Genomic DNA, 13,058 nt, shown 5'->3' with positions numbered 1-13,058 from the left:
TTGCATGGAAGGGGGCACCGTTGGCAAGGGACCGCGCAAAGGCTGACGACTACACCGGACCGCTCAAGCGTTTGCTGATCGGCGTACTTTTGTTGTGCCTGATCGCCCTGTTCCTTCTGTGGCGCATCGACAGCCCCCGGGTCGAACGGTTCCGCTCTCAGGTGATCGACACGGTCGTGCCCAGCTTCGACTGGGCCATGGCCCCGGTGACCGCGACGGTCAATATCCTGCGCGACTTCCAGAGTTATCAGCGCATCTATCGCCAGAACCAGGAATTGCGCCGCGAATTGCAGCAGATGAAAGCCTGGAGAGAGGCCGCTTTGCAGCTCGAACAGGAAAACGCCCGCCTTCTGGACCTCAACAACGTGCAGCTCGATCCGCGCCTGACCTATGTCACCGGCGTCGTGATGGCCGATAGCGGCTCGCCCTTCCGGCAATCGGTGCTGCTGAATGTCGGCGGGCGCGATGGCATCGTCGATGGCTGGGCCGCGATGGACGGGCTGGGCCTTGTGGGGCGCATCTCGGGCGTGGGCGACAGGACCGCCCGGGTGGTGTTGCTGACCGATACCTCCAGCCGCATCCCCGTGACGGTGCAGCCCTCGGGCCAACGCGCCCTGCTGATCGGCGACAACAGCGCAGCGCCTTATGTCGATTTCATCGAAACCCCCGATCAGGTGCGCCCCGGCGACCGCATCCTCACCTCGGGCGATGGCGGGGTGTTCCCCGCCGGTCTGCTGGTCGGACAACTGGCCCAGGATCCCGGTGGCCGGATGCGTGCGCGTCTCTCGGCCGATTACGAACGGCTCGAATTTCTGCGCGTGCTGCGCAGCTACGGCACCGAAACCATCGGCGATCCGGGCCGCCTGATCGCGCCGGCAAGCCTGCCCGAAAGCTCGGGTGGCCCCGACCCCGAAGCCGCGCCCGACGCCGCCCCGACGCCTGTGGAGGCCGGCAATGGCTGAGCGCAGACACCAAAGCCGCTGGGCCATGCGCATGCTTTTCGGGGTGCTCTGCCTGCTGCTGATCTTCCTGCACCTCTTGCCGCTGCAACTCCTGCCGCGAGGCTGGGCCGGGCCGGATGTCATGCTCGCCCTGACCTTCGCATGGGTGCTCAGGCGCCCCGATTTCGTGCCGCCCCTTCTGATCGCCGGGCTGTTTTTGCTGACCGATCTGCTGTTTCAGCGCCCGCCGGGCCTCTGGGCGGCGCTCGTCCTGCTCGGCAGTCAGACCCTGCGCGCCCGTGAACCGGGCCTGCGCGATCTGACCTTCGCGGTGGAATGGGTCAGCGTCGCCACGACGCTGGTCGCCATGACGCTTGGCTACCGCATCATCCTTGCGATCCTGATGGTGGATCAGGCGCCGCTGGGCCTCAGCCTGATGCAGCTGGTCCTGACGCTCATGGTCTATCCCGTGGTCGCGCTGATCTCTCACACCGCCTTCGGGGTCCGCAAGATCGCCCCCGGCGATATCGACGCATTCGAGAGCCGCGCATGAGACGCCCTCCCAAGGATAACGCCGAAAGCCAGCGCCGGATCACCCGGCGCGGCCTGATCGTGGGCGGCACGATGGCAGGCTTCGTCGGCCTGCTGGCGCTTCGGATGCGCTTCATGCAGGTCGAACAGGCCGATCAATTCCGCCTTCTGGCCGATGAAAACCGCATCAATATCCGCCTCATTCCCCCGGCGCGGGGCCGGATCTTCGATCGCGATGGTGCCATCGTGGCGGAAAACGTGCCCAGCTACCGCATCACCATGGTCCGCGAAGAGGCCGGCGATGTCGACGAGGTGATTTCCCGGCTCGCCAAACTGGTCGAACTGGACCCCGCCGAACTCGAGCGCGCCCGCCGCGCCCTGACCGAGCTGCGCGGCGACACGCCCGTCACCATCGCCGACCGCGTGACATGGGAAGACATCAGCCGCGTCGCCGTCAACACCCCCGCCCTGCCGGGCGTGACCCCCGAAGTGGGCCTCTCGCGGCGCTATCCCCAAGGGCCCGATTATGCCCATGTCGTGGGCTATGTCGGGCCGGTCAGCGAACGCGATCTGGAACGGATCGACGCGCCCGACCAGCTTCTTCTGATCCCGCGCTTCCAGATCGGCAAGATCGGTCTCGAAGCCCGGCAAGAGGACCTTCTGCGTGGCAAGGCCGGCACCAAGCGCGTCGAGGTGAACGCCTCGGGCCGGGTCATGCGCGAATTGGACCGGGTCGAGGGCGAGGCCGGCGCCGATGTCCAGATCACCATAGACAACGACCTGCAATCCTATATCCACGCCCGCCTCTATGGCGAAAGTGCCGCCGCCGTGGTGATGGATTGCGAAACCGGCGATGTGCTGGCCAGCGCCTCGGCGCCCAGCTTCGATCCCAACCTCTTCGTGCGCGGCATCTCGGTCGCCGATTACCAGGCGCTTCTGGACAACAAGTATCGCCCCCTGCCCAACAAGGCGGTGCAGGGGATGTACCCCCCCGGCTCGACCTTCAAGATGGTCACCGCGCTCGCCGCACTCGAGGATGGGCAGGTCGATCTCAACGAAACCGTCTACTGCCCCGGCCATCTCGAGGTCAGTGGCCGCCGCTTTCACTGCTGGAAGCGCTCGGGCCATGGCAACATGGACATGCACGGCTCCTTGGTCGAAAGCTGCGATGTCTATTACTATGATGTGGCCCTGCGCACCGGGATCGAAAAGATCAGCGCCATGGCCCGCCGCCTTGGCCTCGGAGAGCAGTTCGACCTGCCGCTCACCTCGGTCGCCGCGGGCCTCATGCCCGACCGCGACTGGAAGCGCGCCAACCGCGGCGAGGACTGGGTGATCGGCGACAGCGTCAACGCCGCAATCGGTCAGGGCTTCGTTCTGTCCACGCCCCTGCAACTGGCGGTGATGACGGCGCGTCTGGCCACCAACCGCGCGGTCATGCCCCGGCTCATCAAATCCATCGACGGGGTCGAACAACCGCTCCGCCCGCCCGAAGAGCTGGGCCTGAACGAAAACATCCTGCGCGAGGTCCGCAAGGCGATGTTCGACGTGTCCAACCATCGTCGCGGCACCGCCTATTCCAGCCGCATCATCGAAGACGCCTTCCGCATGGCGGGCAAGACCGGCACCAGCCAGGTGCGCAACATCACCGCCGCCGAACGTGCGCGCGGCGTGACCCGCAATGCCGACCTGCCTTGGGAACGCCGCGACCACGCGCTTTACGTGAATTACGCGCCCTATGACGCGCCCCGGATCGCCGTGGCGGTGGTGGTCGAACATGGCGGCGGCGGCTCGACCGCGGCCGCGCCCATCGCGCGCGACATCACCTTGCAGGCGCTCTATGGCGAAGACCCGCCGCTGGCCGCTTATCCCGCCAAGGATCGCGCCCGCATCGAAACCCAGCAAGAAGAGCTGCGCCGCGCCCGCCCGGATCCCTCCCGAGACGGGAGCGACCGCGCATGAGCTATCTTGAATACACCGTCAAGACGACGCCCACGGGCCTGCGCAAGATCCTCTATCTCAACTGGCCCCTCGTGATCCTTCTGACCGCCGTGGCGGGTGTCGGCTTCCTGATGCTCTACTCGGTGGCCGGCGGCTCTTTTCGCCCCTGGCTCGAGCCGCAGATGAAACGCTACGGGCTCGGCCTTGCGGTGATGCTGGTCGTGGCGATGGTGCCAATCTGGTTCTGGCGCAACATGGCCGTGCTGGCCTATGGCGTGTCGCTGCTGCTGCTGATCGCGGTCGAGTTCTTCGGCACCGTCGGCATGGGCGCGCAGCGCTGGATCGATCTGGGCTTCATGCGGCTGCAACCCTCCGAGCTGATGAAGATCACGCTCGTGATGATGCTGGCCACCTATTACGACTGGCTGCCGATGAGCCGCGTGTCGCGCCCCTTGTGGGTGCTGGCGCCGGTGGGGCTGATCCTTCTGCCGGTGGCGCTGGTGTTGCGCCAGCCCGATCTGGGCACCTCGATCCTGCTGCTCGCGGCCGGCGGCATGCTGATGTTCATCGCAGGCGTCCACTGGGCCTATTTCGCCATCGTGGTGGCGCTGGGAATCTCGCTGATCGCCGCCGTATTCCAAAGCCGCGGCACCGACTGGCAGATGCTGGCCGATTACCAGTATCGCCGCATCGACACGTTTCTCGATCCCGCCTCCGATCCGCTGGGCGCGGGCTATCACATCACCCAATCAAAGATCGCCCTCGGCTCAGGAGGCTGGACGGGGCGCGGCTTCATGCAAGGCACCCAGTCGCGCCTGAACTTCCTGCCCGAGAAACATACCGATTTCATCTTCACGACCCTGGCCGAGGAATTCGGCTTCATCGGCGGCATCTCCCTTCTGGGGCTCTACACGCTGATCCTGGTGTTCTGCATCGCCACGGCCCTGTCCAATCGCGATCGCTTTTCCTCGCTGCTGACCCTCGGGGTCGCGGTCACGTTCTTCCTGTTCTTCGCCGTCAACATGTCGATGGTCATGGGGCTCGCGCCCGTCGTCGGCGTGCCCCTGCCCCTGGTCAGCTACGGCGGATCGGCGATGCTGGTGCTCATGATCGCCTTCGGCCTCGTGCAAAGCGCCCATATCCACAAACCAAGGTAATGCAATGACCCTCAACATCCTCTTCGCCGCCGCTTCGGAGCGCTGGGACGATTACGAACAGCCCTTGCGCCGCGCCCTGTCCGACGCGGGCCTTGGAGACGCGACCCTCTCCACGCAGCTGCCCGCCGCCGAGGTGGATTACATCGTCTACGCGCCAAACTCCGATCTGCAGGATTTCACGCCCTACACGCGCACCAAGGCCGTGCTGAACCTCTGGGCCGGGGTCGAGGATATCGTGACCAATCCCACCCTGACCCAGCCGCTCGCCCGGATGGTTGATGACGGGCTGACCCGCGGCATGGTCGAATGGGTGACCGGCAACACCCTGCGCCACCATCTGAACACCGATCTGCATGTGCTCCATCAGGACGGGATCTGGCGCAGCGACGACGTGCCGCCGCTGGCCCGCGACCGGCCCGTGACGATCCTCGGCCTTGGCGCGCTCGGCGCGGCCTGCGCTCAGGCGCTCACAGCCCTCGGCTTTCCCGTCACCGGCTGGAGCCGGTCGCAGAAATCCATCGAGGGCATCACCTGCCTGTCAGGCGATGCGGGCCTTCGCACGGCCCTCTCGACCGCGCAAATCGTCGTCCTTCTCCTGCCTCGCACCCCACAAACCGAGTCCATCCTCAACGCCGACACCCTCTCGCTGATGCCGCCCGGCGCCATGATCCTCAACCCCGGGCGCGGCACGCTCATCGATGATGCAGCACTTCTTGCGGCCCTCGATACGGGCCATGTCGCCCATGCCACGCTGGACACGTTCCGCACCGAACCCTTGCCGGCGGACCATCCCTACTGGGCGCATCCCCGCGTCACCGTCACGCCGCATATCGCCTCGACGACCCGGCCCGCCTCGGCTGCCCGCGTCATCGCCGAGAACATCCGCCGCGGCGAAGCAGGCAAGCCCTTCCTGCATCTGGTGGACCGCGCCCTGGGCTACTGACCATCCCGGACGCGCCACGGCCCCGTCCTTGGGCACAACCCGGGGTTTCTTCTGGCCATAAATATCCCAGGGGGTCCGGGGGACAGCGTCCCCCGGCCTTCGCTCGTCAAGGCACCGCCAACCCCTGAAACGCCTTACCTCAGTCGGGGCGGCCTGTCGGGGTCCCGGCCCGGCCCGGCGCCGGGCCGGACCTGCGAGATCTCGGGCCTGGGCAGATCGAAGCGCAGCCCGACCCGTGCCAGCCGCGCCGCCGCCGGGTCCGTGGCGCGAAAGAACGCCACATCCAGCGCCGCTGCCTCCAGCCCCGAAAAGCTCAGCACTTCCGCCACTGCCCGCGCCAGCGCATCCTCGGCCCCGGGCAGCGCGTCGATGATCCCCAGCATATGCCCCGTGGCGCCCGTGTCGTAATCCACCGCCACGAGGTACGCCAGATCGGCCAGCCCCCCGGCGCTGGCCAGCCGCGCATCGAGCCCCGTCAACAGCCGTTCCGGCAATCCCACCGGCGGGCGAAACCCCGTGGCCCTCGCCTCCAGCTCCACGGGCCGCTCCGACACGATCTCCGCCAGCCATGCGACCGCATCGGGCGGCAGCAGGATGGACGAGGGCGCCACCTCCAGATTGACGCCCAGTCCAAGCCCGCCCTCGGTCAGCGCCTCGGCCACCGCCCGGCCCGTCATCGCGGCATAGGGCGCCGGCCCCCCGGCGAAATCCGCCAACCTGTCCTCGCGGTCGAAGGCCAGCACGAAAGCATGCCCCTCCACCTCGAAACTGCGCGGCACCACGCTGTCGTCGCCCGTCCCGGCCTCGGTCTCGGCCTCCTCCAGAAGCACGAAAAGCTCGCTCGCCGCCAGTGTCTCGTAAAATCTCAGACGCGCCTGGCCGTCGTCCTGCGTGGCCTCCATCGCCGCATGGGCAAGATCGAGCATCGTCATGTCAGTCATCCAGAACCTCCCGCACCTGCGCGCGCAACACCGGCAAAAGCTCCGCCTCGAACCACGGGTTGCGCTTCAGCCAAGCCGTATTGCGCCAGGACGGGTGCGGCAAGGGAAAGACGCGCGGCGCATGGTCCCGCCACGCGGCGACTGTCTCGGTCACGCGGCCCTTCGCGCCCATGTGATAGCGCTGCGCATAGCCGCCCACGATCACCGACAGCCTGACACGGGCCAACCGCGCCATCACCTGCGCGTGCCATGTGCGCCCGCAGATCGCGGGCGGCGCCAGATCGGCGCCCTTGGCATCATATCCCGGAAAGCAGAACGCCATCGGCACGATCGCCACCCGCTCCTTGTCGTAGAACTCAGCCCGCTCAAGACCCAGCCAGTCGCGCAGCCGGTCGCCCGACGGATCGTCGAACGGCACCCCCGAGGCATGCACCCGCGCCCCCGGCGCCTGTCCCGCGATCAACAGCCGCGCGGCGGGCCGAAACCACACCACCGGGCGCGGCGCATGGCCCGTCTCGGTCCTCGCAAAGCGCGCGGCACACAGACGACAGCTGTCGATATCCGCGATCAGGTCCGGCATGGCTCAGCTGATCCTGACGCCCGCATCCTTCATCGCATCCACCGCCGCCTCGAGCGAGCCGTCATGATCGATCGCCCGGCACAGCCCCTCGCGCACCAGCACGTCATAGCCCAGCCTTGCCGCATCCAGCGCCGAGTAACTGACGCAGAAATCCGTGGCCAGCCCCACCAGGGTCAGCTCCGAAATGCCGCGCTCCTGCAGATAGCCGTGCAGGCCCGTGGGCGTGCGGCGGTCATTCTCGAAAAACGCTGAATAGCTGTCGATCGCCGCTCGAAACCCCTTGCGCAGGATCAGATCGGCGCGGGTCGTGTCCAAGGCTGCGTGAAACGCAGCGCCCGCACTGCCCTGCACGCAATGATCCGGCCACAGCACCTGTGGCCCATAAGCCATTTCGGCCATCTCCATCGGCGCGCGCCCCGGATGGGACGACGCGAACGACGAATGCCCCGCCGGGTGCCAATCCTGCGTCAGGATCACCGCGCCGAACGCCTCCATCAGCGCATTGATCCCCGCCACGATATCGTCCCCTCCGGGCACCGCCAGCGCGCCTCCAGGGCAGAAATCGTTCTGCATGTCGATCACGATCAGGGCTTGGGTCATGCGGGCGGTCCTCCTTCAGCCGACAGGTGGTCAGATGCGCAGCCTGCGTCAATGGCGCCGGTTTGTCCACTTGCCGAAATCCGCGGCACTTAGTACATCGCGGCCATGTACACGATCGCCGCCCTCTATCATTTCACACGGTTTCCCGACCCGGCCAGCCTTCAGGCCCCGCTCCTGAACCTGTGCGAGGCCGAAGGGATCTCCGGCTCGCTCCTGCTGGCTCAGGAAGGCATCAACGGCACCATCGCCGGGCCGCGCTCGGGGATCGACGCGGTGCTCGCGCATATCCGCGCCCTGCCCGGTTGCTCGGATCTGGAGTGGAAGGAAAGCACCAGCGCGTATCAGCCCTTCCGCCGCCTCAAAGTGCGCCTGAAGAACGAGATCGTGGCCATGGGCCAGCCCGACGTGGACCCGCGCGCCCGCGTCGGCCATTATGTCGATCCCGCCGACTGGAACGACCTGATCCGCGCCCCCGATGTGGCGGTGATCGACACGCGCAACGATTACGAGGTGGCGATCGGCACGTTCGACGGCGCGATCGACCCCGAAACCGCCAGCTTCCGCGATTTCCCAGCCTGGTGGGAGGCCAACAAGCACCGCTTTCACAACAAGCGCATCGCGATGTTCTGCACCGGTGGCATCCGCTGCGAGAAATCCACCAATTACCTGCTCGGTCAGGGCGTCGAGGAGGTGTATCACCTCAAGGGCGGCATCCTGAAATATCTTGAAGAGATGCCCGAGGCCGAAAGCGCTTGGAACGGCGACTGTTTTGTGTTCGACGCGCGTGTCTCGGTGGGACATGGCCTGCGCGAGGGGCCGCATGTGCTGTGCTATGCCTGCCGCCGCCCGATCCTGCCCGAAGACAGGACGCGCCCCGAATATGAACACGGTGTCTCGTGCCATCACTGCGCCCAAGAAACCAGCGCCGATGACAAGGCCCGATTCCGTGAACGCCAGAAACAGATCGCCCTCGCCGAGGCGCGCGGCGCGCGCCACATCAAGATCGTCCACGAAGGCTGAAAGATTTTTCGCAGAAAAATCACAAACTAGAAAATTCGCAGAATTTTCTCACGCGCACCGCCGTTTCAGGCCGCCACAACCACCGGCTTGCGCGGCCGGGTGCGCATCAGGATCAGCACCATGATCGCGATATTGAGCACGTTCCACACGATCCCGTTGATGAAGGCCATGTGATAGCCCCCCGTCACATCATAGATCCAGCCTGACATCCAGCCGCCAAGCGCCATGCCGAGGATCGTCGCCATGATGACGAATCCCACGCGTCGCCCGGCCTCCTGACTGGGCATGTATTCGCGCACCACGAGCGCATAGCTGGGCACGATCCCGCCCTGCGCCAGACCGAAGATCAGGCTCACCATGTAAAGCGACACAAGCCCCCCCGAAGGCAGGTACAAAAACAGCGCGAGGCATTGCAGCGCCGACCCGATCAACAGCGTCATCACCCCGCCCAGCCGGTCCGCCAGCAGCCCCGACACCAGCCGCGAGGCCACGCCTCCCAGCAGCATCAGCGACAGCATCTGCCCGCCCACCGCCGGGCCATAGCCCAGATCGACACACAGGCTCACGATATGGACCTGCGGCATCGACATCGCCACGCAGCATCCTATGCCCGCCAGCCCCAGCATCAGCATCAGGGTACGCGGCGGAAACCCCGCCGCCTTGGCCCGCAGGCTCGAGGCCGCATCGGCCCGCTCGGTGGCGGCCATCGGCACCCGACGGCGCAGGAACATCGCAAGCGGCAGAACGGTTGCGACGGTCACCACCGCCAGCACCATATAGACCGCGCGCCAGCCCTGCTCGGCCAGCACCCCCGACAGGATCACCGGCCAGAACGCCCCCGACAGGTAATTGCCGCTGGCGGTGATCGCCACCGCGATCCCCCGCCGCTTGAGAAACCACAGCGACACATCCGCGATCAGCGGCCCGAAACTCGCCGCCGTGCCGAAGCCGATCACGAATTGCAGCGCCGACAGGATCAGCACCGACGGGGCAAGGGCCGCCAGCGCCGTCGAGCCCGCGATCAGCACCGCCGCCGCACTCAGCGCCAGCGTGATCCCGAACCGGTCCACGATCCGCCCGATCACCAGATTGCCCAGTGCGAAGCCCACCATGGTCAGCGTATAGGGCAAGGAGGCATCCGCCCGGTCGATCGCGAACTCGGCCTGCACCGCGGGCATGATGACGATGATCGCCCACATGCCCACATTGCCGATCGTCGCGATCGCCAATGAGATGGCCAGCCTTGTCCAGGCATACCGGCTGTCAAGAATATCCGCATCCGTCATGGCGCGACGTTAGTGCGGCCCGCATCCATGCACCAGCCCGATTTGCAGGCCCGATTTGCGCCCCCGGCCACATGCCGGTCTCGCCCTCGTTTCGCAGCCCTCTTTCCAGCAGGGCTTGGCCTCGATCCGCCCGCGCGCTATGACCGCAGCTGACACAGCCCTGCCCGGAGCCCGTCCATGACATCCACGCCCCGCCCTGCCGATATCGCCCGCGATGTGCTCACCATCGAGCGCGACGCCCTGGGCACCCTGCTCGATGCCCTGCCGCATGATTTCGACGCGGTGGTCGAGTTGCTGCTGACGGTGCCCGGCCGGGTGATCGTGTCGGGCATGGGCAAATCGGGGCATGTGGCCGCCAAGATCGCCGCCACCATGGCCAGCACCGGATCGCCCGCGCAATATGTCCATCCCGGCGAGGCCAGCCATGGCGATCTGGGCATGATCACCGCTCAGGACGCGGTGATCCTGATCTCGAATTCCGGCGAAACCCGCGAACTGGCCGACATCATCGCCCATACGCGGCGCTTTTCCATACCGCTGATCGGCATCACCAAACGCGCCGACAGCACGCTCGGCACCCAGTCCGATCATCTTCTCGCCCTGCCCGAGGCGCCCGAAGCCTGCGCCATCGGCATGGCCCCCACCACCTCGACCACGCTGACCATGGCGCTTGGCGATGCGCTGGCCGTGGCGCTGATGCGCCTGCGTGGCTTCGAGCGTGCGAATTTTCTGGCCTTCCATCCCGGCGGCACACTGGGGGCGCAATTGCTCAAGGTCTCCTCGGTGATGCATAGCGGCGCGGACCTGCCCGTGGTCCATGCCGACACGCCGATGGGCGACACGCTGCTGGAAATGACCGCCAAGGGCTTCGGCGTCGCCGCCCTGGTGGAAGAGGGCCGGCTGATCGGCGTCATCACCGATGGCGACCTGCGTCGCAATCTGGCCGATCTGATGGAGCGCACCGCAGGCGAAGTGGCCACCCGCGGCCCGCGCACCATCTCGCCGGACGCGCTCCTGTCCGAAGCCCTCGGCGTCATGAACGCCAACAAGATCAGCGCGCTCTTCGCCGTGGATGACGCGGGCAGGCTGCGCGGTCTCGTCCATATTCACGACGCTCTGCGCGCCGGCGTCGCCTGAAAGCGGCCCTTCGTGATCGCCCCCCGCAATGATCAAGGCAGTGGCGTTCCCGCGCCCGACTTGCTAAAGCGTTGCGCGAAAACCCTGAATTGCAGCCTTTCGCAAATCGCCGTGCTGCATCCAATCGTTGCACGCGTTCCACCTGTCGCTGATGTCTCAGTGCAAAGGCGGAACGCCCCAATCAGACCCGCAACCCCCTTGATCCGGTGACCAGACCATGAGCGCAACCGCCAAGAAAACCGCCCCCCTGCCCGATGACATCAAGTCGATGAAAGGCACCATGCCGATCGTCAGCCTGACGGCCTATACCACGCCGATGGCCCGGATGATGGACGGGGTCTGCGATTTCGCCCTGGTGGGCGATTCGGTGGGCATGGTGCTGCACGGGATGCCCTCGACCCTCGGGGTGACCATGGAGATGATGATCCTGCACGGTCAGGCGGTGGCCCGCGGGCTGACCACCACCATGCTGGTGATCGACATGCCCTTCGGCTCTTACGAGGAAAGCCCCAAACAGGCCTTCGCCAATGCCGCGCGGATCATGCGCGAAACCGGTGCCGCGGCGGTCAAGCTCGAAGGCGGGCGCCACATGGCCGAGACGATCGCCTTTCTGGTGGCGCGCGGCGTGCCGGTGATGGCCCATATCGGACTGACCCCGCAATCGATCAACACGCTCGGCGGCTACAAGGTGCAGGGCCGCGCCGATCAGGCCGACGCACTTCTGGCCGATGCCCGGGCCGTGGCCGAGGCCGGCGCGTTTTCCGTGGTGCTCGAAAAAGTCCCCGCCACGCTGGCCGACCGGATCACCGCCGAGATCTCCATCCCCACCATCGGGATCGGCGCCTCTGTGGGCTGCGACGGGCAGATCCTCGTGGTCGACGACATGCTCGGGCTCTTCACCGCCTTCAAGCCGAAATTCGTCAAGCGCTATGCCACGCTCGGCGCCGATGGCGAGGCCGCGATCCGCGCCTATGCCGACGAGGTCCGCGCCCGCAGCTTCCCGGCCGCCGAACACACCTTCTCCGACAAGGCGCCCGGCCAATGAGCACGCCCGCGCCCATCGTCCGCACCTTGGACGATCTGCGTGCCGCCACCCAAGGATGGCGCCGGGCCGGCGAGACGATCGGCGTGGTGCCCACGATGGGCGCGCTGCATGACGGGCACCTGTCGCTGGTGGCGGCGGCCAAGGCGCGCTGCGACCGGGTGATCGTCACGATCTTCGTGAATCCCAAGCAATTCAACAATCCCGAGGATCTGGCGAATTATCCGCGCACCGAGCTCGAGGACGCGGCCAAACTGGCCCGCTTCTCGGTCGATGCGCTCTATGTGCCGGACGCCGACCAGATCTATCCCACGCATTTCGCGACCACCGTCTCCGTCGCCGGGCTGACGGATGTGATGGAAGGCGCGCACCGTCCCGGCCATTTCGACGGGGTGGCCACGGTGGTCACAAAGCTCTTCCTGCAAACCTCCGCCGATCATGCCTTCTTCGGCGAAAAGGATTTCCAGCAATTGCAGGTGGTGCGCCGCATGGCCGCGGATCTTGATATCCCGATCACCGTGCATGGCTGCCCCACGATCCGCGAGATCGACGGGCTGGCGATGGCCTCGCGCAACCTGCTTTTGTCGGACCGTGCCCGCACCATCGCGCCCCGCCTGCACGAGGAAATGGAAACCATCGCCGCCGGCATCGCAGAGGGTCAGCCCTTCGCCACCCTGCAGGCCGCCGCCATCGCCCGGCTGGAATTGGCGGGCTTCACACAGGTCGACTATCTCGAGATCCGCGCCAATGACGACCTGTCGCTGCTCGATACCCCCAACCGCCCCGCGCGCCTCTTCGCGGCCGCATGGCTGGCCGGTGTGCGGCTGATCGACAACATCGCGATCTGAAACCCCCTCCCCGGCGTCACCGTTCCCGAAATACTCAAATAGCGGCACTGGCCGCAGTCGCTGTTATTCGAGTATTTTCGGAACGATGAAA

Annotated in this window: 13 protein-coding genes; 9 read left to right on the top strand and 4 right to left on the bottom strand. The window is 66.4% G+C overall.

Going from position 1 to position 13,058, the window contains the following annotated elements; all coding sequences use genetic code 11:
* Nucleotides 1–20 precede the first annotated feature (20 nt).
* Genes mreC through RAZWK3B_RS05995 form a run of 5 tightly spaced genes read left to right on the top strand, consistent with a single transcriptional unit; the run spans nucleotide 21 to nucleotide 5,513 of the window.
* On the top strand, nucleotides 21–962 hold the full coding sequence (gene mreC, locus RAZWK3B_RS06015; RefSeq protein ID WP_007813217.1) for a rod shape-determining protein MreC: 942 nt from the start codon (nucleotides 21–23) through the stop codon (nucleotides 960–962).
* Complete coding sequence (locus RAZWK3B_RS06010; RefSeq protein ID WP_007813216.1) at nucleotides 955–1,494, top strand: hypothetical protein; 540 nt, start codon at nucleotides 955–957, stop codon at nucleotides 1,492–1,494. The genes mreC and RAZWK3B_RS06010 overlap by 8 nt, the downstream gene beginning before the upstream one ends.
* The gene (gene mrdA / locus RAZWK3B_RS06005; protein ID WP_007813213.1) at nucleotides 1,491–3,434 is read left to right on the top strand and encodes a penicillin-binding protein 2; all 1,944 of its coding nucleotides are present in this window, start codon (nucleotides 1,491–1,493) and stop codon (nucleotides 3,432–3,434) included. The genes RAZWK3B_RS06010 and mrdA overlap by 4 nt, the downstream gene beginning before the upstream one ends.
* Complete coding sequence (gene rodA / locus RAZWK3B_RS06000) at nucleotides 3,431–4,570, top strand: rod shape-determining protein RodA (RefSeq protein WP_007813212.1); 1,140 nt, start codon at nucleotides 3,431–3,433, stop codon at nucleotides 4,568–4,570. Before mrdA ends, rodA begins: the two co-directional genes overlap by 4 nt.
* Before the next feature lie 4 nt (nucleotides 4,571–4,574).
* On the top strand, nucleotides 4,575–5,513 hold the full coding sequence (locus tag RAZWK3B_RS05995; RefSeq protein WP_007813211.1) for a 2-hydroxyacid dehydrogenase: 939 nt from the start codon (nucleotides 4,575–4,577) through the stop codon (nucleotides 5,511–5,513).
* A 134-nt stretch (nucleotides 5,514–5,647) separates the two neighbouring features.
* Here the strand turns inward: RAZWK3B_RS05995 and RAZWK3B_RS05990 are convergent, their stop codons facing one another.
* Genes RAZWK3B_RS05990 through pncA form a run of 3 tightly spaced genes read right to left on the bottom strand, consistent with a single transcriptional unit; the run spans nucleotide 5,648 to nucleotide 7,634 of the window.
* Entirely contained in the window at nucleotides 5,648–6,454 is an 807-nt protein-coding gene (locus RAZWK3B_RS05990; protein ID WP_007813210.1) for an SseB family protein, read from the bottom strand.
* The gene (locus RAZWK3B_RS05985; protein ID WP_007813209.1) at nucleotides 6,447–7,034 is read right to left on the bottom strand and encodes a uracil-DNA glycosylase family protein; all 588 of its coding nucleotides are present in this window, start codon (nucleotides 7,032–7,034) and stop codon (nucleotides 6,447–6,449) included. Before RAZWK3B_RS05985 ends, RAZWK3B_RS05990 begins: the two co-directional genes overlap by 8 nt.
* 3 nt (nucleotides 7,035–7,037) lie before the next feature.
* Nucleotides 7,038–7,634 carry a bifunctional nicotinamidase/pyrazinamidase gene (gene pncA, locus RAZWK3B_RS05980; RefSeq protein WP_007813208.1) on the bottom strand — a complete coding sequence of 199 codons (597 nt, stop codon included), beginning with the start codon at nucleotides 7,632–7,634 and terminating at the stop codon, nucleotides 7,038–7,040.
* Nucleotides 7,635–7,739: 105 nt separating this feature from the next.
* On the opposite strand from pncA, the gene trhO reads away from it, so the two are divergent.
* On the top strand, nucleotides 7,740–8,654 hold the full coding sequence (gene trhO / locus RAZWK3B_RS05975) for an oxygen-dependent tRNA uridine(34) hydroxylase TrhO (RefSeq protein ID WP_007813207.1): 915 nt from the start codon (nucleotides 7,740–7,742) through the stop codon (nucleotides 8,652–8,654).
* Between the two features lie 65 nt (nucleotides 8,655–8,719).
* Here trhO and RAZWK3B_RS05970 read toward each other — a convergent pair whose 3' ends face one another.
* A complete protein-coding gene (locus tag RAZWK3B_RS05970) occupies nucleotides 8,720–9,940 on the bottom strand; it encodes an MFS transporter (RefSeq protein ID WP_007813206.1) in 1,221 nt (406 codons plus the stop codon).
* A 177-nt stretch (nucleotides 9,941–10,117) separates the two neighbouring features.
* On the opposite strand from RAZWK3B_RS05970, the gene RAZWK3B_RS05965 reads away from it, so the two are divergent.
* The 3 genes from RAZWK3B_RS05965 (at nucleotide 10,118) to panC (ending at nucleotide 12,967) form a co-directional block, all read left to right on the top strand.
* On the top strand, nucleotides 10,118–11,077 hold the full coding sequence (locus tag RAZWK3B_RS05965; RefSeq protein WP_007813205.1) for a KpsF/GutQ family sugar-phosphate isomerase: 960 nt from the start codon (nucleotides 10,118–10,120) through the stop codon (nucleotides 11,075–11,077).
* A gap of 217 nt (nucleotides 11,078–11,294) precedes the next feature.
* Nucleotides 11,295–12,122, top strand: coding sequence for a 3-methyl-2-oxobutanoate hydroxymethyltransferase (panB, locus tag RAZWK3B_RS05960; RefSeq protein ID WP_007813204.1), 828 nt, complete (start codon nucleotides 11,295–11,297; stop codon nucleotides 12,120–12,122).
* Complete coding sequence (gene panC / locus RAZWK3B_RS05955; protein ID WP_007813203.1) at nucleotides 12,119–12,967, top strand: pantoate--beta-alanine ligase; 849 nt, start codon at nucleotides 12,119–12,121, stop codon at nucleotides 12,965–12,967. The genes panB and panC overlap by 4 nt, the downstream gene beginning before the upstream one ends.
* Nucleotides 12,968–13,058: the final 91 nt, after the last annotated feature.

The organism is Roseobacter sp. AzwK-3b (assembly GCF_000170875.1).
Classification (GTDB): Bacteria; Pseudomonadota; Alphaproteobacteria; order Rhodobacterales; family Rhodobacteraceae; genus Roseovarius; species Roseovarius litoreus.
The sequence above is the reverse complement of the archived record's forward strand: the minus strand, read 5'-3'. Positions and strand labels throughout refer to the sequence as shown.